20 protein-coding genes and 1 pseudogene are annotated in these 20,963 nt (G+C 59.8%); 6 read left to right on the top strand and 15 right to left on the bottom strand.

The genetic code is table 11. The features are described 5' to 3' along the window. Positions 1-11 precede the first annotated feature (11 nt). The 5 genes from N1078_RS16925 to N1078_RS16905 all read left to right on the top strand — a co-directional run bounded on the left by N1078_RS16925 (position 12) and on the right by N1078_RS16905 (position 5,567). Positions 12-482 (top strand): aromatic-ring-hydroxylating dioxygenase subunit beta, encoded by a 471-nt coding sequence (locus N1078_RS16925; RefSeq protein ID WP_103444837.1) that lies wholly within the window; start codon positions 12-14, stop codon positions 480-482. Continuing rightward, positions 479-1,483 carry a PdxA family dehydrogenase gene (locus N1078_RS16920; protein WP_274089282.1) on the top strand — a complete coding sequence of 335 codons (1,005 nt, stop codon included), beginning with the start codon at positions 479-481 and terminating at the stop codon, positions 1,481-1,483. Before N1078_RS16925 ends, N1078_RS16920 begins: the two co-directional genes overlap by 4 nt. Next, positions 1,480-2,490: a 2Fe-2S iron-sulfur cluster-binding protein gene (locus tag N1078_RS16915; protein ID WP_103444219.1), complete on the top strand. Its 1,011-nt coding sequence runs from the start codon at positions 1,480-1,482 to the stop codon at positions 2,488-2,490. Before N1078_RS16920 ends, N1078_RS16915 begins: the two co-directional genes overlap by 4 nt. Before the next feature lie 69 nt (positions 2,491-2,559). After that, the gene (locus N1078_RS16910; RefSeq protein WP_103444220.1) at positions 2,560-3,903 is read left to right on the top strand and encodes an MFS transporter; all 1,344 of its coding nucleotides are present in this window, start codon (positions 2,560-2,562) and stop codon (positions 3,901-3,903) included. A 230-nt stretch (positions 3,904-4,133) separates the two neighbouring features. Continuing rightward, the gene (locus tag N1078_RS16905; RefSeq protein WP_103444221.1) at positions 4,134-5,567 is read left to right on the top strand and encodes an alginate export family protein; all 1,434 of its coding nucleotides are present in this window, start codon (positions 4,134-4,136) and stop codon (positions 5,565-5,567) included. A gap of 89 nt (positions 5,568-5,656) precedes the next feature. Here N1078_RS16905 and N1078_RS16900 read toward each other — a convergent pair. From N1078_RS16900 to N1078_RS16830, 15 genes and pseudogenes are all read right to left on the bottom strand, one after another. After that, positions 5,657-6,052 (bottom strand): annotated as a pseudogene (locus N1078_RS16900) (ATP-binding cassette domain-containing protein); the annotation flags it as partial. 389 nt (positions 6,053-6,441) lie between these two features. Then, positions 6,442-7,470: an IS30-like element ISPsp7 family transposase gene (locus N1078_RS16895; protein WP_003283602.1), complete on the bottom strand. Its 1,029-nt coding sequence runs from the start codon at positions 7,468-7,470 to the stop codon at positions 6,442-6,444. A 206-nt stretch (positions 7,471-7,676) separates the two neighbouring features. After that, positions 7,677-8,066 carry a 4-carboxymuconolactone decarboxylase gene (gene pcaC / locus N1078_RS16890; RefSeq protein ID WP_208218955.1) on the bottom strand — a complete coding sequence of 130 codons (390 nt, stop codon included), beginning with the start codon at positions 8,064-8,066 and terminating at the stop codon, positions 7,677-7,679. 91 nt (positions 8,067-8,157) lie between these two features. Further along, the gene (gene pcaD, locus N1078_RS16885; RefSeq protein WP_208218906.1) at positions 8,158-8,946 is read right to left on the bottom strand and encodes a 3-oxoadipate enol-lactonase; all 789 of its coding nucleotides are present in this window, start codon (positions 8,944-8,946) and stop codon (positions 8,158-8,160) included. Positions 8,947-8,955: 9 nt separating this feature from the next. Continuing rightward, entirely contained in the window at positions 8,956-10,317 is a 1,362-nt protein-coding gene (locus N1078_RS16880; protein ID WP_208218908.1) for a 3-carboxy-cis,cis-muconate cycloisomerase, read from the bottom strand. Positions 10,318-10,500: 183 nt separating this feature from the next. Further along, the gene (pcaF, locus tag N1078_RS16875) at positions 10,501-11,706 is read right to left on the bottom strand and encodes a 3-oxoadipyl-CoA thiolase (protein ID WP_208218910.1); all 1,206 of its coding nucleotides are present in this window, start codon (positions 11,704-11,706) and stop codon (positions 10,501-10,503) included. Then, the gene (locus N1078_RS16870; protein ID WP_208218911.1) at positions 11,703-12,485 is read right to left on the bottom strand and encodes a CoA-transferase subunit beta; all 783 of its coding nucleotides are present in this window, start codon (positions 12,483-12,485) and stop codon (positions 11,703-11,705) included. Before N1078_RS16870 ends, pcaF begins: the two co-directional genes overlap by 4 nt. Continuing rightward, complete coding sequence (locus N1078_RS16865) at positions 12,485-13,336, bottom strand: CoA transferase subunit A (protein ID WP_208218912.1); 852 nt, start codon at positions 13,334-13,336, stop codon at positions 12,485-12,487. Before N1078_RS16865 ends, N1078_RS16870 begins: the two co-directional genes overlap by 1 nt. Positions 13,337-13,498: 162 nt before the next feature. Continuing rightward, positions 13,499-14,341, bottom strand: a complete 843-nt coding sequence (locus N1078_RS16860) for an IclR family transcriptional regulator domain-containing protein (protein ID WP_208218913.1) — start codon at positions 14,339-14,341, stop codon at positions 13,499-13,501. 200 nt (positions 14,342-14,541) lie between these two features. After that, positions 14,542-15,639, bottom strand: coding sequence for a cell division protein ZapE (gene zapE, locus N1078_RS16855; RefSeq protein WP_274089281.1), 1,098 nt, complete (start codon positions 15,637-15,639; stop codon positions 14,542-14,544). Beyond that, positions 15,629-16,234, bottom strand: a complete 606-nt coding sequence (gene pcaG, locus N1078_RS16850; RefSeq protein ID WP_208218920.1) for a protocatechuate 3,4-dioxygenase subunit alpha — start codon at positions 16,232-16,234, stop codon at positions 15,629-15,631. The genes zapE and pcaG overlap by 11 nt, the downstream gene beginning before the upstream one ends. A gap of 12 nt (positions 16,235-16,246) precedes the next feature. Then, positions 16,247-16,966, bottom strand: a complete 720-nt coding sequence (gene pcaH, locus N1078_RS16845; RefSeq protein WP_208218922.1) for a protocatechuate 3,4-dioxygenase subunit beta — start codon at positions 16,964-16,966, stop codon at positions 16,247-16,249. 118 nt (positions 16,967-17,084) lie between these two features. Then, entirely contained in the window at positions 17,085-18,017 is a 933-nt protein-coding gene (pcaQ, locus tag N1078_RS16840; protein WP_208218924.1) for a pca operon transcription factor PcaQ, read from the bottom strand. Between the two features lie 13 nt (positions 18,018-18,030). Continuing rightward, complete coding sequence (locus tag N1078_RS16835; RefSeq protein WP_208218957.1) at positions 18,031-18,852, bottom strand: helix-turn-helix domain-containing protein; 822 nt, start codon at positions 18,850-18,852, stop codon at positions 18,031-18,033. Next, positions 18,849-19,877 (bottom strand): IS30-like element ISPsp7 family transposase, encoded by a 1,029-nt coding sequence (locus N1078_RS16830; protein ID WP_003283602.1) that lies wholly within the window; start codon positions 19,875-19,877, stop codon positions 18,849-18,851. Before N1078_RS16830 ends, N1078_RS16835 begins: the two co-directional genes overlap by 4 nt. Positions 19,878-20,047: 170 nt before the next feature. Between N1078_RS16830 and N1078_RS16825 the strand changes: the two genes are divergently transcribed. After that, positions 20,048-20,875 carry an abortive infection family protein gene (locus N1078_RS16825; protein WP_274089279.1) on the top strand — a complete coding sequence of 276 codons (828 nt, stop codon included), beginning with the start codon at positions 20,048-20,050 and terminating at the stop codon, positions 20,873-20,875. Positions 20,876-20,963 lie beyond the last annotated feature (88 nt).

The following is a 20,963-nucleotide window of genomic DNA, read 5'->3' as shown; positions in this document are numbered from 1 at the left end:
GGGAATCATTCGTGACGCATAATATTTTTGCACTGATCAGCCAGACTCAAGCCCTATATGCCCGCTGCATCGACGAAGGCCCGCTTGAAGCATGGCCGGAGTTTTTCCTGGAGAAGTGCCTGTATACCGTTACCACTGCCGATAACTACCGACAAGGATTGCCCGCCGGCATGATTTGGGCCGACAACCGCGGAATGTTGATTGACCGGGTATCCGCCTTGCGCGACGCCAATATCTACGAGCGGCACAGCTACCGCCATATGCTCAATCAGCCGGTGATCCTGGAATGCAACGGCAACCTGGTGCGCAGCGAGACTGCATTCCTGGTGCTGCGCATTATGCGCGACGGCACGACCGAGAACTTCGTCTCCGGCCGCTATATCGATTGCTACAGGGTCGACGGCGAGACAGCCATGTTGGCTGAACGAACCGTGGTGTGCGACAGCTCACGCATCGACACGCTGCTGGCGCTGCCGCTATGAGCCTGCCCGCATCGCGAATCCTCTTGAGCATCGGCGACCCCAACGGCATCGGCCCGGAAGTCGCTGTCAAAGCCGTCGCGGCTCTGCAGAATGAACCCGAGTTGAATCCGATCATTGTCGGCGATCGGTTTGTCGTCGAAGCCTATGCGCAGGACGTTGGCCTGCGAGTCAAAGAGACTGACGGCACCGCACCGGCAGAAGCGGGAGTGATCCACATGCTGCCCGTACAAAGCCTGGCGTCCGAGGCTTTCGTGCCTGGGCAAGTGAATGCCTCGGCAGGTGCTGCCACGGTGGATTATTTGTCTGCCGCAGTGGTGGTGGTGGGTCTGAGCCTGGGCCGGGCACGCGGCATTGTCGCGTGTCCGCATTCCGAGACAGCGATCAATGCCGCCGGCATCGATTTTTCCGGTTACCCAAATCTGCTGGCCAAACTGGTAGGCGTCGAGTCCGACCGTGTGTTTCTGATGCTGATCGGTGCGGGGATGCGGATCGTCCACGTCACCTTGCACGAGCGCCTGGCCGATTCATTGGCCAGGCTGACACCCGAATTGGTGGTGGCCGCAGGTCATGCAGCAGTTTCTGCACTCCACGCGCTGGGCATCAATGCTCCGCGCATTGGCGTCTTCGGCATTAATCCTCATGCGGGTGAAAACGGCCTGTTCGGTCAGGACGATCAGCAGATAACTGTCCCGGCCGTCGAGCGCCTGCGGCAGGGGGGTATCGATGCCCATGGGCCGGTCGGCGCCGATCTGATGCTCGGCCAAAATGGCTATGACGCCTTTATTGCCATGTATCACGACCAGGGTCACATCCCGATCAAACTGCTGGCCGGGCGTACCGCTTCGGCGCTGTCCATCGGTGCCGGCCTGATCTTTTCCAGCGTGGGCCACGGCTCGGCATTCGATATCGCCGGTAAAAACCTCGCCGATCCCGAAGCGGTGATCCGCGCGTTGCGCTTGGTAGGTGGCGCGGCTCTTTCCAGCCAGGAGGTTTTGGCATGACGTTCGACGTAACAGTCTCTGGATCGGACATTGTCTTTCCCTGCGAGCCCGACGAGACAGTGCTGAATGCTGCCGAGCGGGCGGGGTTTTCGATCCCCTACTCCTGCCGCAAGGGCGTGTGCTCGACCTGCGAAGGCGGCTTGATCGCCGGGGAATTGCAAGTGCGCGGACAAGGGATCGCACGCGGGCCTGCCACGGGGGTGCTGCTGTGTCAGGCGCGCCCGTGCTCGCCGGTGGAAATCGCCCCCAAACGCATCGTTCAACGCGCGGCGCCGGTGCGCAAGGTCATTACCACCAAGGTCCATCGCCTTACCCGCCCCAACGCCGATGTCGTGGTTCTGCACCTACGCTTCCCTTCGGGTGTGCGCGCCAAATTCCAGGCCGGTCAATACCTGAAAGTGTTGATGGAGGATGGCGACAGCCGTAACTACTCCATGGCCAATGCGCCGCATGAGAGCGATGGCGTGCAACTGCATATTCGCCATGTTCCCGGAGGGCGCTTTTCCGAGGGCGTGCTGGCGGGGTTGAAAAAAGGAGACACGCTCAACGTCGAGCTGCCCTATGGCGAATTTTCACTGGACGAAGAGGTCGACCATCCGGTCATCCTGCTGGGCACCGGTACGGGCATGGCGCCGCTCAAATCCATCATCGAAGACCAGATCAAACGCGGAGGCTCAAGACCTATGCACCTGTTCTGGGGAGCACGCAGCAGCGACGACCTGTATCTGGGCGACCTGCCGGCACAATGGTCCAAGCGCCTGCCGGGGTTCAGCTTCACCCCGGTGCTTTCCGAGCCCGAGCCCGGCTGGTCCGGCCGTACCGGTTGGGTGCACCGCGCGGTTCTCGAGGATTACCCCGACCTAGGCGCCTATCAAGTGTATGCCTGCGGTAATCCAGTCATGACAACCGCGGCGCTCAATGACCTGACTGCCGAAGGCCAATTGTCGCCCGACGCGTTCTTCTGCGACGCCTTCGTGCCCTCTGGAGAGATCCAGCCGCCTTCATAGGCGGTTATTTCTCCGCCTGCGTGCACGCAATAAAAACAAAAAAGGCCAAAATGGCCATGAGGAAAAACCATGTTGCCCGAATCAAAGCCCTTGCAGCTTCCGCAGTTCGTGGATGAACGACCCGTGAGTCCGTTTCAGTACGTGGTCATCATTCTGTGCGGCCTTGTCATGTTCCTCGATGGCTTCGATACCCAAGCCATTAGTTACATGGCGCCTTATATAGCCAGTGAATGGAACCTGCCCAGGCATATGCTGGGACCGATGTTTTCTTCGTCGCTCGCTGGTTTGATGATTGGCTATCTGGTGCTTACCCCGCTGTCCGAACGCTTTGGGCATAAGAAAGCAATCATAGTCAGCACCATTGTCTTCAGCCTTTGCACCTTGGCATCGGTATGGGCCAACAACGTGACCGAGCTGATGATCCTGCGCTTTATCACCGGAGTCGGCCTGGGCGCCGCAGCCCCAAGTGCGATCGCCATGACCGGCGAATACAGCCCCAAACGCTTTCGTGCAACCTTTGTTCTGGCTATCTACTGCGGTTTTTCCCTCGGGTTCATCGCGGCTGGCCTGGCGGCGAACTGGTTCATCCCCCACTACGGCTGGCGCTCGATGTTCTGGATCGGAGGCCTGGCGCCGTTGATGCTGGTACCCGTACTGATTCGTTTTCTGCCGGAATCCATGGTGTTCATGATCCATCGCAAGGTGGCAGCCGAGCGAATCCTGCAAATTTTCCGAAAAATAGACCCAGCCGTTGCACGACAGGAGAAGCCGACATTCATCGTCGACGCCCTCGAGCAAGGGCAAGGGCAACGTGGAGCACTCGCCAGTCTGTTCACCCGTGATCGGGTATTGGGCACTGTACTATTATGGCTGGTGTTCGCGATTAACCTGGGTGAGTTCTACGCCTTGCAAAGCTGGTTGCCATCAATCATGACGGGGCTCAACTACCCAATGAGCACCGTGGTGATGGCTACCACCCTGACCACCGTGGGCGGTATCGCGGCTGCGTTCATTACCGGCCCCTCCATGGACCGGTTGGGCGCCTACAAAACCCTGGGCATTCTTTATCTCGTCGGATTCGTGTGCGTTGCATTGACCGGTCTGGCGTTCAAAAGCCCGCTGTGGATGCTGTTGACCGCCAACTTCCTCGCAGGCTGCTGCATCAGCGGCGGGCAAAAAAGCCTCATTGCCTTGGCGGCGGTTTTCTACCCGGCGCCGATACGTTCGACCGGAGTCGGTTGGGCATTGGGCATCGGGCGGATCGGCGGGATTACTGGCCCCATCGTGGTCGGCGCAGCCTTGGGTATGGGCTGGTCACCCTCGGCGGTTTTCTATGCCATGGCCGTGCCGATGTTGGTCGCCGGGTTACTTGTACTGTTTCTCGGTCGACGATATGGCAGCAACACGCTTTAAACACGAACGAGACAACTCGACAACTACAATGAAAGCTCGCCAAGGGATGAATAAGGATTTACGTCCCTTGAAAACAACCCACTCTTTATTCAACGCAAACGCAGAGTGCTTCTTTCCAAAGCATCGAAACGTTTAATCCGGAACAACATCGACGCGAATTCAACTTCATGTTGAGGCATCCCCGCGCGCGTCTACCTGCCCTATGAACAATAAAAAACAGGGGTCATCTGATGTTCAGCACAACACTGAAGCGTTACTCGTTCCACTTGCCGACCATTATCGCTCTCGTCCAAACGGTCCTGTCGACCGCTCAGGCCCAAGAGGTTCAGTCCACGCAGCCTTCGCCCCTTGAGGTATCCCGCCCTATGCGTCCGGGACCTGCGCGTTGGGTGGAGGATTATCGCTTTCTCGATAACCCGGCAAAACGCACGGACCCGTTCGATACATTGCGTTTTCAGCGCCTGTCGGACTCTGCCTGGCTGCAGACCGGAGCGGAACTGCGTTATCGCGCCGATGCGGCGGACCAACCGGTGTTCGGCCTGCGCGGAATAAAGGACGACTCTTATTTAATGCAACGTGCGCAAGTACATGTCGACCTGCACTTATTCGACGACAGCCTGCGCACCTTTATCCAATTACAAAATACTCGGACATGGGGTAAGGACTTGCCCAGCCCTTCCGATCAGAGCCGTAATGAAATACAACAGGCCTTTATCGACGGCAATCTTCACTACCAGAGCGGCACATTGACAACGCGGGTCGGTCGGCAGGAGATGGCTTACGGTAATCAGGTACTGGTGACCTATCGCGAAACCCCCAACATACGGCAGGTGTTTGATGGTGTGCGCCTGAGCTGGATTGCAAAGGATGGTTACAAGCTGGATGCGTTCGCCACCAGACCCGTGGTTAGCAGAGACAATGGCTCGTTCAACGACCCAAGTAATCATCAGCAAAAGTTCTACGGGCTCTATGGCACCCTGCCCCTGTTCAGCGTGTTGAAAGCCGATCTGTACGCCTTTGGCCTGGAAACAGAGCAGCGCAAGCTCGACGGTTTTACCGGAGAGGACACTCGCTACACCTTCGGCACGCGGTTGTTCGGCACATGGAATAAATTCGACTGGAGCTGGGATCTGATGAAGCAGGTGGGTCATATGGCCAGCGCCGACATCGACGCCTGGGCGGTTTCCAGCGACAGCGGTTATACCTTTGCGGGTTCCTGGAAAGCGCGTCTGGGTTTGCGTGTCGATGCCGCGAGCGGTGATAAGGATGGCGATCACAAGGCCGGTACTTTCGACCCATTGTTTCCCAAGAACGCCTTCTACGGTCAGGCCAGCCTGACAACGTTGTCGAACATCATTCTGGTAGGCCCGACACTCAGGTTCTCTCCCTTCAACAAGTTCCGTTTCGAACCGGGCATATTTGCTGCCTGGCGAGAAAGCAACGATGACGGCGTCTATTTGCCAGGCATGACCACAGCCCCCGGAACAACCGCCAGCAGCGGAAAACGCTTGGGCACCCTGTATCAGGCCAACGCCAATTGGACGCCGACCGCTAACGTTTCCGTTGACCTCGACTATTTGTTCTACGACATCGGTTCGGCGATCAAAAGCGCCGGCGGCAACAACTCGCAAATACTGATGCTGCGCTCTACGTTTCGCTTTTAGGCATCAAGAACATCCGACACGCCACAACCGCGGTTACGGCATCAGCCGATAACCGCGGATTCGCCGCTCTCATTGCAAGAGCGTGATCTTCAGAGCACCGAGCGTAAAAAGTCTGCCGTTTCAGCTTTTTCCGGACGGTCGAAGATCTGCTCGGGAGTTCCTAACTCGTGAATCTTCCCTTTATGGAAGAAGGCAACACGATCGGAAACCTCGCGGGCGAAGCGCATTTCATGGGTGACCACGATCATGGTCATCCCTTCATGAGACAGCATGCGCAATGTATCCAGTACCTCACCGACAAGTTGCGGATCGAGCGCGGCCGTCACCTCATCGAACAGCATGTAATCCGGCGACATCGCCAGCGCGCGTGCAATCGCCATCCGCTGCTGCTGCCCACCCGGCAAACGCGATGGAAACGTCGTCAGCTTTTCACCCAGGCCTACATGCCGGAGTTTTTCGACAGCAATCGCCTCGGATTGTTGCCGCCGATGCATTTTTGACCCGGGTGCCGACGCTATGCTGACCCAACCCAGCAGTCTTAAAAGTGAAATGCAACAACGAGTTCAGCATTCGATACTGGGGCAATGAAATTCCGGCATGTGGGTCAAAAATGCATCGGCAGCAACACTATCTGGAAAGTCCGGGACGGCCGGCTGTCCGAGTGTTGGGTCGAGCGTGGTGCCTGGGAGCTCTATCAGGCACTGACGGCAAAGCCCTGACATCGGGGACACCCATTAGCCGGTCCTACTGGAGCGTCAACTTACGCTATGGTGCGGAAATGGTCACTCGCGACAGACCGCTTTCGACCCAAAGCAGTCTGTCGCGACGGGTGAAAGGTGTCTCTTGGCGGTTGCAGGAGCTGAGTGCAACACGGTTATTGAATTGAAGCCGGAGCATCATGCCGCATTGCCATGGAGTTTTGCATGACCTCTCCCATCACCTCGATGGGGCATTTGAAGTCGAAGCGCTTGCGCGGTCGCATGTTCAGTTGCAGCGCAATGGCGTCCAGCTTCTCCTGGCTATGTACCGACAGGTCTGTGCCCTTGGGCAAGTACTGGCGAATCAGGCCGTTGATGTTTTCGTTGCTGCCGCGCTGCCAGGGGCTGTGCGGGTCGCAGAAGTAGATCGCCACGCCGGTTCTTTGGGTGATCTCGGCGTGTCGCGCCATCTCCCGGCCCTGGTCGTAAGTCATGCTCTTGCGCATCTCCAGCGGCATGCTATTGAGCGCGGCGCTGAAGCCTTCCAGTGCCGAAGTCGCCGTCGCGTCGTTCATCTTCACCAACATCAGGTAGCCACTGGTGCGTTCCACCAGCGTACCGACGGACGAGGCGTTGGCCTTACCCTTGATGAGGTCGCCTTCCCAATGCCCCGGCATCAGCCTGTCTTCAATCTCCGGCGGGCGCACATGAATACTGACCATCTCGGGGATCTGGCCGCGCCGATCCACGCCACCAGAGCGCGGCCGGCGCGTCGTCTTGCCTTGGCGCAGACAGATGATCAGCTCCTTACGCAGCTCACCCACTGGCAGGGCATAGATCGCGTTGTAGATCGTCTCGCGACAGACGTAGGCATCTCGCAGGTTGGGTATGTTCATGCTGCGCAGCTTGCCGGCAATCTGCTCGGGAGACAAACGCTCACGCAGCATATGGGTCACCAGTTCGAAGCGCTCGCTACCCGGCAACAGTTTTCGCATCGGTCGACAAACCTGGCGGCGGGCCTGCATTTGCTGCTGGGCTAGGCGGGCCGAGTAGCCACCGCAAGCACCTCGGTTACGGCGCAGCTCACGGCTGATGGTCGAAGGGGATCGGTTGATCAAGCAGGCAATCCTGCGCAGGCTGAAGCCTTGGGTACGACCGATTTGAATGGTGGCGCGCTCTTCAACGCTGAGTTCGGTATAAGACATAGGGGCAGCACCGTACCGGAAAGGTCAGGTGTTGCACTCAGTTTTTGCCGCCGCCAAGTATTAGTAGCTCTTCACTGTGCGAATCCGGGGCTAAAGGCTTCCGGTTTTCGCTGTTCTAAATACTGCTTCCGAGAAATCTGCCTCATGGCGTTAAACGCGCACCTTCCTCGCTGACGTAGTCCGTTTTCGCTGATTAGCTCACCCATTTAGAGCGACTCTACCCCCATTTCATCCCACACTTCTTCAGCTAGGTGGAAGGTGGCGTTGGCCGCCGGAATGCCGCAGTAGATCGCGCTCTGCATCAGCACTTCCTTGATCTCGTCGCGGGTCACGCCATTGTTCTTGGCGGCACGCAGGTGCAGTTTGAGTTCGCCTTCGCGGTTCATGCCGATGAGCATGGCGATGGTGATCAGGCTGCGGGTGTGGCGTGGCAGGCCCGGGCGGGTCCAGATGTCACCCCAGGCGTGGCGGGTGATCATTTCCTGGAACTCTTGGTTAAACGGCGTGAGTTTTTCCAGGCTGCGATCCACATGAGCATCGCCCAGCACGGCGCGGCGTACTTGCATGCCGGCTTCGTAGCGTTGTTTTTCGTCCATCGGAACATCCTCGATTTGGGGGCGTGGAAGCGGGTCTGCTCACGAAACGCTTAGGTCCACGAGCAAGCTCGCTCCTACGAGAAAACGACGATCAGGCCGTCAGGAAATCCAGCACGCGCCGGGTGAATGCGTCACCGGCTTCGACGTTGGAGAGGTGCGCGGCGTGGAACTCGACAAGCTCAGCGCCACGAATGCGCGCCTGCATGAAGCGGCCATGCTCCGGAGTCGTCACTACATCGGCTGTACCGCAGACGATCAGGGTCGGCGCCTGAATGCTGGCGACCTGCTCGCGGAAGTCGGCATCGCGCACCGCAGCGCAGTTGGCGGCGTAACCCTGCGGCGAGGTGGCGGCGAGCATGCCAACCACCGGCTCGACCTTGCCCGGCTCGGCTGCGGCGAACTCGGGGGTGAACCAGCGCGAGATCGAGGCATCGCACAGGTCTCGCATGGCGCGGGCGCCGCCAGCCAGCACGGTTTCGATACGCGGATTCCACACTTCCGGGGCACCGATCTTGGCGGCAGTGTTGCACAACACCAGACGCTCGATGCGTTCGGGGGCGTTGATTGCCAGCCATTGACCTATCAGCCCACCCATGGACAGGCCGCAGAAGCTCGCCTGGCGGATACTCAGCGCATCCAGCATGGCCAGCACATCGCGCCCGTTCTGCTCGATGCTGTAGGGGCCTTCACTGACCAGCGACTGGCCGTGACCGCGGGTGTCGTAACGCAGCACCTGGAAGTGCTGGGTGAAGGCGGCGATCTGCACGCCCCACATGTGCAGGTCGGTGCCCAGGGAGTTGGACAGCACCAGCACCGGCGCATTGGCCGGGCCTTCCAATAAATAGTTCAGTTCGCCATCGGCAAGTTGTACGACAGGCATGTAACGCTCCTAGCGCGAAAAAATTGTGTGTTCGGCAACGGCGCGTTCGACCCAGCGCCGCGCCTGTCCGAGGTAGTGGGCCGGGTCGAGCAGGTGATCCAGCTCGGCGGCGGAAAGTTGCCCAGCGACAGTGGCATTCGCACCCAACACGGCGCGCAGGTGGGCGCCCTCCTGCACCGCTTGGCGGCAGCATTGCTCCAGCAGGTGGTGGGCGGCATCGCGGCCAATGCGCTGCGCAAGGACGATGCTCACTGCCTCCGCCAGCACCAGGCCCTGGGTCAGTTCGAGGTTGGCGCGCATGCGCTCGGCATCCACCTCCAAACCCGGCACCACCAGCAGCGCCTGCTGCAGGGCACCGGAGACCAGGCAGCACAGCTCCGGCAGGGTTTCCCACTCGGCATGCCACAGGCCGAGGCTGCGCTCATGCTCCTGCGGCATCGCTGCCAGCATGGTGGCAACCAACCCCGGCGCACGGGTGGCGGCGCCGATCAGCACGGCGGCGCTGACCGGGTTGCGTTTGTGCGGCATGGTGGAAGAACCACCCTTGCCCGGTGCGGCCGGCTCGAATACTTCGCCCGCCTCGGTCTGCATCAGCAGGCTGATATCGCGACCCAGTTTGCCCAGGCTGCCGGCGACCAGACCGAGCAGGCTGGCGAACTCGACCAGACGATCACGCTGGGTATGCCAGGGTTGTTCAGGCAGATGCAGCTGCAGTTCGGCAGCCAGCGCTTCGCTGATCGGCATGGCCTGCTCGCCGAGGGCGGCGAGGCTGCCGGAGGCACCGCCAAACTGCAGCACCAGCAGGCGCGGTTTGAGCTCAGCCAAACGCTGGCGGTGGCGAGTGACCGCACCCAGCATGCCGGCCAGCTTCATGCCCAGGGTGACCGGTGTGGCATGTTGCAGCCAGGTACGGCCGGCCAGCGGGGTGTCGGCATGGCGCTGGGCCTGTGCCGCCAGTGCATCTGCCAGCTCGGTCAGATCCTGCTCCAGCAACGCAATGGCAGCGCGCAGTTGCAGCACCAGCCCCGTGTCCATCACATCCTGACTGGTCGCACCGAGGTGCACGAAGCGCTCGGCCTCGGCAGCGCTGGCGGCGATCTTCTTGCCCAGCGCTTTGACCAGCGGAATGGCCGAATTACCGGCGCTGCCAATGGCTACGGCCAGGGCAGAAAAGTCGTACAGCTCGGCCTTGCAGGCGGCCTCGATAGGCGCCACAGCCTCGGCGGGAATCAGCCCGACATGGGCTTCGGCGCGAGCCAGTGCAGCCTCGAAATCCAGCATGCCCTGCACGCGACCGTGATCACAGAAGATCGCGCGCATGGCCGGTGCAGTGAAGTAGGCATCGAAGAGTTGGTTGCTTGGGCTATTCAAGCCGGTGCTCCGCTGTTCGTAAAAGTAAGTCGTTGTATCGCAGTCGCCTTCCGCAGGCCAGCGCTTACAACAGCAGATCCGCCTGTCGGCCAGGTTTCCGAGCCCCAATAACCGGTGCACGGAACCCACTGCTGAAAAAATCCTGGCCGGGCACGGCACAGACCGCGCTCGGACCGGAGACGATCACCCCCGTTCGATAACCAGCGCCAGGCCTTGGCCGACGCCTACACACATGGTCGCCAGGCCGTAGCGGCCGCCGGTTTTCTCCAGGTGGTGCACAGCAGTCAGCACCAGACGATTGCCGCTCATGCCCAGCGGATGACCGAGGGCGATGGCGCCGCCGTTCGGGTTGACTCGCGCATCGTCGTCGGCGATCCCCAGCTCGCGGGTCACCGCTAGCCCTTGGGCGGCGAAGGCTTCGTTCAGCTCGATCACGTCGAAAGCCTGGATGTCCAGGTTCAGACGCGCCAGCAACTTGCGCACCGCTGGCACCGGACCGACGCCCATGACGCGCGGCAGCACGCCGCCGCTGGCCATGCCCAGCACCTTGGCGCGAGGCGTGAGGCCGTACTTCTGCACCGCTTCGGCGGAAGCCAGAATCATCGCCGAGGCACCGTCGTTGAGACCCGAGGCATTGCCGGCGGTGACCGTTTTATCGGCACCGTTGACCGGCTTGAGCTTGGCCAGGCCTTCAGTATTGGTGTCGGCGCGTGGATGCTCGTCGGTGTCGACGATGATTTCGCCCTTCTTGGTCTTGATCACTACCGGGATGATTTCCTCCGCGTAGTAACCGGCCTCTTGGGCTGCGGCTGCGCGCTGTTGGCTGCGCAGGGCAAAAGCGTCCTGGTCGGCACGGCTTACGCCATAGTCCTCGGCAACGTTATCGCCAGTCACCGGCATCGGGTCGACGCCGTACTGCTCTTTCATCGTCGGGTTGACGAAGCGCCAACCGAGGGTGGTGTCCTCCAGCTTCTGCGCACGACCGAAAGCACTGTCGGCTTTACCCATCACGTAAGGCGCGCGGGTCATCGACTCGACGCCGGCGGCAATGGCCAGCTCCATCTCGCCCGAAGCGATGGCACGGAAAGCCGCACCCACCGCTTCCATGCCCGAGGCACACAGGCGGTTGAGGGTCACGCCCGGCACGCTGGCTGGTAAACCAGCGAGTAGCAGCGCCATGCGGGCGACGTTGCGGTTGTCTTCGCCGGACTGGTTGGCACAGCCCATGAACACTTCTTCGACCGCCGACCAATCGACCTGCGGGTTACGCTCGATCAGCGCCTTGAGCGGGATCGCCGCCAGGTCGTCAGCACGCACGGCGGACAGGCCGCCGTTCAAGCGGCCAATTGGGGTACGCACGGCGTCGCAGATAAATACGTCGCGGCTCATTCGTCACTCCCCTTCTGCCCGTGGGCAGCGGCAGTGCGCACTTCGAGGTCACGCAGGGCCGCCAGCTCCTCGGCTTTCGGCGCGTCGGTGGTGGTCACCACGTCAGCGAAGCGAATCTGCCAGCCGGTGTTCTCAATCACCTGCTCGCGGGTCACGCCCGGGTGCATCGAGGTGACGATGAATTCGTTGCTGCCGGCTTCCGGCTCCATGACGCACAGGTCGGTGATGATCGCCACCGGCCCCTCGCCCGGCAGGCCCAGGCGCTTGCGGTGGTCGCCGCCTTCACCATGGCCGACCGACGTGATGAAAGCCAGCTTGTCGACGAAGGTGCGATGACCCTGCTTGAGGATGATCAGCACTTTCTTCGCGCTACCGGCGATCTCCGGCGCGCCACCGGCGCCCGGCAAACGCACTTTCGGCGCGTGGTAATCACCGATCACCGTGGTGTTGATGTTGCCGAACTTGTCGACCTGGGCCGCGCCGAGGAAGCCAACGTCGATGCGCCCGCCCTGCAGCCAGTAGCGGAAGATCTCGCCGGTCGGCACCACGGTATCGGCGGTCTCGGCCAGTTCGCCGTCACCGATGGACAGCGGCAGCACGGTCGGCTTGGCGCCAATCGGGCCGGATTCGTAGATCAGCACCACTTCCGGGGCGTGGGTCAGGCGCGCCAGGTTGGCGGCCTTGGACGGCAGGCCGATACCGACGAAGCAGACGCAGCCATTACCGAGGCGGCGAGCGGCGGCCACGGTCATCATTTCATTGGTGTTGAAGTCGCTCATCACTTGGCCTCTCCGTTCACTTTCGCCTGGTATTGCGCAAAATCCTCGGTGCCACGGATGTACTCGTCGATCCAGGCGGTGAAGGTTTCACGGTCGCGGGCGATTGGGTCCCAGGCCTGGTAGAAGCGGTTGTCGCGCTCGTAGTAGCCGTGGGCGTAGGACGGATGGGCGCCACCGGGCACCACGCAAACGGCGCTGAGGGCCCAGGTCGGCAGCACACAGGCGTTCATCGGCGCCTGCAGGTCGTCGACGATTTCTTCGACGGTGACGATGCAACGCTTGGCGGCCAGGGCGGCCTCCTTCTGTACACCGAGGATGCCTTGGATCAGCACGTTACCTTTGCGGTCGGCCTTCTGTGCGTGGATCACGGTCACGTCAGGGCGCACGCTTGGAATGGCAGCCAGCTTTTCACCGGTGAACGGGCACTCGATGAACTTGATGTCCGGGTTGACCTTGACCAGATCCGAACCCTGGTAGCCGCGCAGTACGGCGAACGGCAGGTTGGATGCGCCAGCAACGTAGGCGTTGGCCATGGCAGCGTGGCTGTGCTCGCTGATTTCAAGTTTGTGCGGCCAGCCCTTTTCCACCGCATCACGCAGGCGGTGCAGCGAGCCGACACCGGGGTTACCACCCCAGGAGAAAATCAGCTTCTTGGCGCAACCGGCACCAATCAGCAGGTCGTAGACCAGGTCCGGGGTCATGCGCACCAGCGTCAGGTCTTTCTTGTTCTGCCGGATCAACTCGTGGGACGCGGCAGTGGGAATCAGGTGGGTGAAGCCTTCGAGGGCGATGGTGTCGCCATCGTGAACGAAGCGCTCAACGGCTTCGCGCAGGGAAATAATGTCAGCCATGGTGATCTCGATTGTTATCGGGGCGTTGCAACACGCTGGTTAGAGAAAAAGTACTCTCCGACCGGCAAGCAAACAATCCGATAATCGATCTACTGTTCGATAAACGAACAGTAGATGTTCGCATGAACCCCTCACCCGCCCACGCCAATATTTCCGCTCAGCTCAACGGAAAAGCTGCGCGCTTAGCTCCTGGCTTGCCTCCAGCAAAACCGGCAGAAAATGACTCTCTAACTCTTTCAGGGAAAGTCTGCCGGCATGGGCGCCCACATTGAGCGCCGCCAGTACTTGCCCAGCAGAATCCTTCAATGGGACGGCAAGCGAGCGCAAACCGACTTCTAGCTCCTGATCAATAATCACCCAGCCCTGCTCGCGGATCTTGGTGATGTTGGCGCGTAAATCTTCAACCGTATGGAGCGTGCGACTGGTTTTGATCTGCAGATCGGCGTGCTCTAGGTAGTCGTCCAGGGCTAAATCATCGAGACCAGCGAGCAGGATGCGCCCCATGGATGTGCAGTAAGCCGGCAGTCGGCTGCCGACACTGAGGTCAACAGAGATCAGCCTTTGCGGCGTCGCCGAGCGGGCGATATAGAGGATCTCGTCACCTTCCAGGGTGGCCATGGAGCACGCCTCGTGCAGCTGTTCGCTGAGGCGGTCGAGAATCGGTTGAGCAGTGACCGCCAGCGGCGTCGACGACAGGTAGGCATGGCCAAGGGTCAGTACTTTGGGCAGCAGCGAATAGGTGCGCCCGTCAGTGGTGGCGTAGCCCAGTTTCATCAGCGTATGCAAGCAACGGCGCACGGCGGCGCGGGGAATCTCGGTGCGGTGGCTGATCTGCGCAATGGTCAGGTGACGCTTGCGCTCCTGAAACGCGTGGATCACCGCCAGGCCGCGTGCCAGCGAAGTCATAAAGTTCGGATCACCGGTCAACGCTTCGATGCGTTTAGCCGGGGAAGCGACGATAGGCGGTGCCAGGGTCGACAGTGGCAGAGGCGATTCTTCGCTCATTGTTATGGTCCTGTGCGTGCTTCGAGGGAAATAGTGCTGCAAAATTATGCGCGATTATCGAACCATAGTTCGATAATCGCAATTGCTCTGGTTTGAGCATACGTCTAACGTTGCGCCGCCGTAGGTAGCCACGCTCAAGTCACTGGTCAGGTACTGCAAGGGGGCTACCCGGCACGGCCTCGCTCACAAGGCGAGGCCGTTTACCCTCTGCCACAAGCCATGCCCTTCTCTGCAAGACCGGAGACAGGTAGCAGCGAAAGCACCTGCAACTGCTGCAGGCGGCTATGGGTACGTGACAAATCACTGTGCGTGCCACGGGGGCACAGCTCGTCGAGGCCGGTGGCACAACCGAGCAACAGCTGAATACCACTGTCGTAGGCGATGTCGATGAAGTTCAGGAAGCGTTGCTGCACATCGATGCCCTCGCCCGCTAGGCGCGGAACGCCGCCGATGGCCAGCTCACGGAACTCAGCGCACAACCACAGGTAATCAGCGCTGGAGCGCGGGCGGCGAAACACCTCGGAAAAATCCATCCAGGCCCGCGCGCCCTCATGGCCACGCAAGCGCAGAGGATGCAGATTGACCAACAAGTTCGAGTCGCGCTTTGCCGCGCAGCTCAAACCCAGCTGATCGCCCAGCCAGTCATCCTGTTCCTGCACCGGCCAGCACAGGTGCCCCCATGACTGGGTTGAGCCCTGCCGGTAGTCGTAGCCTGCGTCCAGTTGCAGCTCATCAAAGCGCTGCTCCAGCAAGGCAATGACGGGCTGGAAGCGCCCGTGGTACAGAGGATTAGGACACAATCCGGCCGGCGGGTAATTAGAGGTAAAAATCAGCCCCACGCCTTGCCGCACCAAGAGTTTGAGTAGGCGGCCGAGGAGCACAGCATCGCCGATGTCGTGCACATGAAATTCATCGAAGCACAGCAGTCGCGTCTGTCCGGCGATTTCCTCAGCAACCCGAGCTAATGGATCGGCCTGGCCGGCGTAGCCCCCCATACGCTGCTGCAACTCTTGCAAAAAGGCATGAAAATGCACACGGCGCTTCTGCGCCAATGGCGCGGCGGCGAAGAACACATCCAGCACAAAGCTTTTGCCGCGGCCCACTCCACCATGCAGGTAAACCCCGGCAGCACGACTGCGCGACCAGCGCCTACGAGGCTGCAAAAATGCAGAAAGCCACTGACCGAGATGGTCAATGGCTGCCTGTTGTGCGCCGTCAGCCCGGTAACCTCGGGTCGCCAGCGCGACATCTAAGTGGCAGCGGATCAACTGATCCACCGCCGGGCAACTAGAAGTCAAAGAACACCGTCTCCCCTTCCCCCTGGATGCGCATATCAAAACGATAGGCCAGCTTGCCGTCGACCTCGCAGCGCTGAGCAATCAAGGTTTCCCGGCGTTGCGGCTGCTCAATCAGGTTGAGCACCGGGTCTTTGCAGTTGGCTTCGGCTTCGTCGGAAAAGTACAGGCGCGTCTGCAGGTGGATATTGATACCGCGGGCGAACAGCGAAACGTTGATATGCGGCGCCATCGGCACACCGGCAGCATTCTTCACCACACCCGGCTTGATGGTATGCAGGGTCCACTCGCCAGCCTCGAAGGTGGTAGCGGTACGACCGAAGCTGTTGAACGGCTTTTCCAGGTCGAAGTCGCTGTCGTAACTGCCCTGATGATCAGCCTGCCAAATCTCCAAAAAGGAGTCCTTAACCAGATGGCCATTGCCGTCATAGACGTTGCCCAGCAGCAGGATGTGCTCGCCGGGAGCCCCCGGCTTGGCCATTTCGTTCCAGATTTCCTGAGGGCGAGCCGGGTTGCCGGCAGCAGCCAGAGCCAGGCCGATGTGTACGTAAGGGCCGGCAGTTTGCGAAGGGGTTTCCGGTAACAATTGAATAGGCATGTGCGAGGCTCCTCAGCGATTCTCGAAGTGAGTCTGACGCTGCCCACGCAGCACGATGTCAAAGCGATAGGCCAGGCAATCCATCGGATTGGCCGCACTCATGTCGAGCTTGGCGATCAGGCTCTGCACCGCTTCTGGGTTAGCAATCGACTTGACGATGGGGCACATCGGGATCAGCGGATCGCCTTCGAAATACAGCTGGGTGATCAGTTTGGTGGAGATAGACGGGCCACTGATGGAGAAGTGGATATGCGCCGGGCGCCAGTCGTTCGGGCCATTGCGCCACGGGTACGGGCCGGGCTTGATGGTGCGGAAGCTGTAGTTGCCCTCGCTATCGGTCAGGGCACGACCGACGCCACCAAAATTTGGGTCCAACGGCGCCAGATAACGGTCGTTCTTGTGCCGATAACGACCGCCTGCGTTGGCCTGCCACATTTCCACCAGGGTGTGCGGAATCGGCTTGCCGTATTGGTCCACCACCCGGCCGGCCACGATGATGCGCTCGCCGATCGGCAGGCTGCCGGTATTGAAGTTGAGCAGCAGGTCATTGTCGTACTCGCCCATCTTCAGGTGCGAGAAATCGGGGCCACTGGTTTCCGAGATCGACTGCGGAATGCTCACCAGCGCCTGGCGCGGCGAGCGGGCAATGGAGGTCTTGTAGTCGGGGGTCAAGGCCTTGGGGTGCCAGTTGCGGTCGCGAATAATGAAGCGACTCTGTTCCGCATCGGACATGTCGATCTCCTCTTGTTGGAATGAATGAAGCGGCCTGCAGGCGCAGGCAGGGCCACAGTTTCCAACAGAGAAGCGTTAGTGAAAATTGAAAAGATGCGAGAAATCCATAACCAATAGGTTATGGATAAGTCTCCGCACGGTAGTCCTCAGCAGCAGCGCGCAGCGCCTCGCAACACCATTGGGTAGCCAGTGACAGCGGTGTGGCCGGGTTGCTGCAGATACCTACCGAGCCGCCCGGCTCCTGCAGGCCTAATTCCAGCGCCACCAGATCGCCACGGGCCAGATCCTGACGCACAGCATCCTGCGGCGCGATCCACACCGCATCACTGGCTTGTACGTAACGCCGGCTAAGCGCCACCGACAGGGTTTCCAGACGCTGTTGCGGCAGGGCGATGCCGCACTGCACGTACAGGCTGTCGGCATAGCGGCGAATAGTGGTGCCAGCCAGGGGCAGCACCACCGGGTAATCGCCCAGCCGGCTGCGGTCACGCAAGTCGGCCTGCAGCAGTTCATGGCCGGGGCGCACCACAAGAATCATGGGTTCGCTGTACAGGTGTTCGAAAGTCAACCCTTCGATCTGCGGGCTGTCGGTCATGCGCCCGACCACCAGATCCAACGCACCGACCCGCAGTTGGTCAAGCAAGTGAGCACTAGGGCCGGTCACCACGCTCACCACAAGCGCCGCATGCTCTTCATGCAGGCGCCGCACCACGTCCGGCAGCAACGAGCTTTCCACCGTAGACAACACGCCAAGACGCACCGCACCCGCCTCGTGCTCACCCGTCCGCAGGCTGCGTACACCTTCACGCAGGGCCTGCACGCTAGGCCCTGCGTAGCGCAGAAAGGCCTGCCCTGCGGCGGTCGGCACGACGCCTTGCTTGCTACGGTCGAACAGGCTGGCGGCGAGAACATCCTCCAACTCCTTGAGTGTCTTCGACACCGCCGGCTGGCTAATCGCCAATACTTCGGCCGCACGCGCTAGGCTGCCCTGGCGCGCCACTTCGAGAAAGCACAGCAGGTGGCGAAACTTGATGCGATTGTCGATATTCATGCAAGTCTCTGACTCAACGCTTAAGACGAAAAACTTTGGGAGAAAGGCCGGAGCCCCGTTTGAAAAACCGCGAAAAGTACGCCGGTTCAGAAAAGCCCAGACTGTCCGCAACCTGATTGATGGTCATCGCGGTGTAGACCAGGCAGCGCTTGGCTTCTAACAGCAGGCGCTGGTTGATCAGTTGCAAAGCAGACTGACCTGCTAGGCGACGACACACCGCATTCAGGTGCGCGGCGCTGATGCCCAGTTCACCTGCGTAATGTTCAATCGGCCGGTGTTCACGAAAATGCACCTCCAGCAACCGATGAAAACCCTGCAAGTGTTCGCGGCCTCGGTCTTGTAGCGGCGACTCGGCGCGACTGAGATCCAGCGAGCGTCGGCCTACCCAGACCAGTAAGGCACTGACCAGTGATTGCAGCATCAACTCGCGCCCTGCCGCCTGCTCGCAATACTCCTGTGCAATGGAGTCAAACAAAGTGTCCAGATAACGTTTCTGCCCCGCCACCGGATAGCAGCCAGCACGGCCCAGGGGGGGGCTGTCGAGCACTGCACTAAGCTGGTCGACCCACGGCTGAGCCAGGCTCAGTACATGGCCCTGGATATCCTGAGAAAAGCGAAAACCGTGCACGCTCAAGGCCGGCACCACCTGCAGCGAGGGCGTTTCCACACGATTGATCACGCCCTCGACTTCCAGCTCGGCGCTGCCGCCTTGCACGTACAACAGTTGCACCAGATCGCCATGGCGGTGAGGCTTTATGTCCCAATCATGCAGCTGGCTGCGCTCGGGAATCGACTCGCAGTGGGCGGTTGCAGGAGCTGAGTGCAACACGGTTATTGAATTGAAGCCGGAGCATCATGCCGCATTGCCATGGAGTTTTGCATGACCTCTCCCATCACCTCGATGGGGCATTTGAAGTCGAAGCGCTTGCGCGGTCGCATGTTCAGTTGCAGCGCAATGGCGTCCAGCTTCTCCTGGCTATGTACCGACAGGTCTGTGCCCTTGGGCAAGTACTGGCGAATCAGGCCGTTGATGTTTTCGTTGCTGCCGCGCTGCCAGGGGCTGTGCGGGTCGCAGAAGTAGATCGCCACGCCGGTTCTTTGGGTGATCTCGGCGTGTCGCGCCATCTCCCGGCCCTGGTCGTAAGTCATGCTCTTGCGCATCTCCAGCGGCATGCTATTGAGCGCGGCGCTGAAGCCTTCCAGTGCCGAAGTCGCCGTCGCGTCGTTCATCTTCACCAACATCAGGTAGCCACTGGTGCGTTCCACCAGCGTACCGACGGACGAGGCGTTGGCCTTACCCTTGATGAGGTCGCCTTCCCAATGCCCCGGCATCAGCCTGTCTTCAATCTCCGGCGGGCGCACATGAATACTGACCATCTCGGGGATCTGGCCGCGCCGATCCACGCCACCAGAGCGCGGCCGGCGCGTCGTCTTGCCTTGGCGCAGACAGATGATCAGCTCCTTACGCAGCTCACCCACTGGCAGGGCATAGATCGCGTTGTAGATCGTCTCGCGACAGACGTAGGCATCTCGCAGGTTGGGTATGTTCATGCTGCGCAGCTTGCCGGCAATCTGCTCGGGAGACAAACGCTCACGCAGCATATGGGTCACCAGTTCGAAGCGCTCGCTACCCGGCAACAGTTTTCGCATCGGTCGACAAACCTGGCGGCGGGCCTGCATTTGCTGCTGGGCTAGGCGGGCCGAGTAGCCACCGCAAGCACCTCGGTTACGGCGCAGCTCACGGCTGATGGTCGAAGGGGATCGGTTGATCAAGCAGGCAATCCTGCGCAGGCTGAAGCCTTGGGTACGACCGATTTGAATGGTGGCGCGCTCTTCAACGCTGAGTTCGGTATAAGACATAGGGGCAGCACCGTACCGGAAAGGTCAGGTGTTGCACTCAGTTTTTGCCGCCGCCCATCATAAAAATGCATAACCATGCCATTAAAGACGCTCCCTTCGGTCGCCGGACGCTCGTTCCTCGCGCCGTTTATGGCGGGCGTTAGCATTTTAAAAAAATCATGAGTCAGCCCATGAAAAAAGAAATTCCGGCCCCGGTTATAGCTGTGCTCTCGGAAAACATGCCCGAGATGGAAACTCATGCCAGCTTAGATAATCTTTTCTCATTCGCTGAAGCTCCGGGCGAGCCACCAGAGGGCTCCAAGTCAGTAAAAGTACAAGCATGGCTTCGGCGCGTAAATAAAGAGGCTGAGCGACCTCTAACCGTACTGGGCCGAATAATTGAATGCTATATGGAGTTACCAGACGCAGAGGAAAGCTCGCGCTCTTTATTTGGCGCACCTTCCATAGACGTAAAAAAAGAGCTCAAAAGAAAGCTTGAAGCAATATTGTCTCGTTGCAACCTTACATACATTGCTGGCGGCATAATTTCAGACGGCAGTTCTGCGCCTAGCCGATCACTTGCCGAATTAATCAAAGGCAGGGATATTCCTTCAATAGACGCTGAGTTTACCAGGGCCCTTGCCAACGTAAATACAGAGCCTAGAGAAGCGGTCTCTGCCGCATGCAATATATTAGAATCCATCTTCAAGACTTACATCGCAGACGAAAACTTGGAAATGCCTCAAAAGCAGGATCTCCAGAATGTTTGGAAAGTTGTGCGCTCTGACCTAGGCTTTGAGCCTGGTCTATTACAAGATGACGATCTTAAAAAAATTCTTTCTGGTGTGCTATCCGTTGTTGATGGAATTGGAGCCTTCAGGACCCATGCAAGCTCAGCTCACGGAGAAGGTCGAAAGGTCTATAACCTTAAACCACGGCATGCGAGACTCGCTGTTAATTCAGCTCACACCATAGCGCTATTTGTCTTAGAAACGTGGGACGAGAGAAGGCATCGATAAAAATGCTAATAAATGGTTCAAATCGCTCGCTTCGCTCACTGGGACGGGCTAAAGCCCGCCCCTTAACCAAACGTTATAGATCACCGAT

Source organism: Pseudomonas sp. MIL19 (assembly GCF_028680365.1).
GTDB lineage: Bacteria > Pseudomonadota > Gammaproteobacteria > Pseudomonadales > Pseudomonadaceae > Aquipseudomonas > Aquipseudomonas spirodelae.
Note: the sequence above shows the minus strand (reverse complement) of the source record. Positions and strands in the feature narration are given on the sequence as shown.

Bases quoted from the DNA above. Each gene is read 5' to 3' on its own strand.
- N1078_RS16920 (WP_274089282.1), top strand. From the start codon at position 479: ATGAGCCTGCCCGCATCGCGAATCCTCTTGAGCATCGGCGACCCCAAC.
- N1078_RS16915 (WP_103444219.1), top strand. From the start codon at position 1,480: ATGACGTTCGACGTAACAGTCTCTGGATCGGACATTGTCTTTCCCTGC.
- N1078_RS16910 (WP_103444220.1), top strand. From the start codon at position 2,560: ATGTTGCCCGAATCAAAGCCCTTGCAGCTTCCGCAGTTCGTGGATGAA.
- N1078_RS16905 (WP_103444221.1), top strand. From the start codon at position 4,134: ATGTTCAGCACAACACTGAAGCGTTACTCGTTCCACTTGCCGACCATT.
- N1078_RS16895 (WP_003283602.1), bottom strand. From the start codon at position 7,470: ATGTCTTATACCGAACTCAGCGTTGAAGAGCGCGCCACCATTCAAATC.
- pcaC (WP_208218955.1), bottom strand. From the start codon at position 8,066: ATGGACGAAAAACAACGCTACGAAGCCGGCATGCAAGTACGCCGCGCC.
- pcaD (WP_208218906.1), bottom strand. From the start codon at position 8,946: ATGCCTGTCGTACAACTTGCCGATGGCGAACTGAACTATTTATTGGAA.
- pcaF (WP_208218910.1), bottom strand. From the start codon at position 11,706: ATGAGCCGCGACGTATTTATCTGCGACGCCGTGCGTACCCCAATTGGC.
- N1078_RS16870 (WP_208218911.1), bottom strand. From the start codon at position 12,485: ATGAGCGACTTCAACACCAATGAAATGATGACCGTGGCCGCCGCTCGC.
- N1078_RS16865 (WP_208218912.1), bottom strand. From the start codon at position 13,336: ATGGCTGACATTATTTCCCTGCGCGAAGCCGTTGAGCGCTTCGTTCAC.
- N1078_RS16860 (WP_208218913.1), bottom strand. From the start codon at position 14,341: ATGAGCGAAGAATCGCCTCTGCCACTGTCGACCCTGGCACCGCCTATC.
- pcaG (WP_208218920.1), bottom strand. From the start codon at position 16,234: ATGCCTATTCAATTGTTACCGGAAACCCCTTCGCAAACTGCCGGCCCT.
- pcaH (WP_208218922.1), bottom strand. From the start codon at position 16,966: ATGTCCGATGCGGAACAGAGTCGCTTCATTATTCGCGACCGCAACTGG.
- pcaQ (WP_208218924.1), bottom strand. From the start codon at position 18,017: ATGAATATCGACAATCGCATCAAGTTTCGCCACCTGCTGTGCTTTCTC.
- N1078_RS16830 (WP_003283602.1), bottom strand. From the start codon at position 19,877: ATGTCTTATACCGAACTCAGCGTTGAAGAGCGCGCCACCATTCAAATC.
- N1078_RS16825 (WP_274089279.1), top strand. From the start codon at position 20,048: ATGAAAAAAGAAATTCCGGCCCCGGTTATAGCTGTGCTCTCGGAAAAC.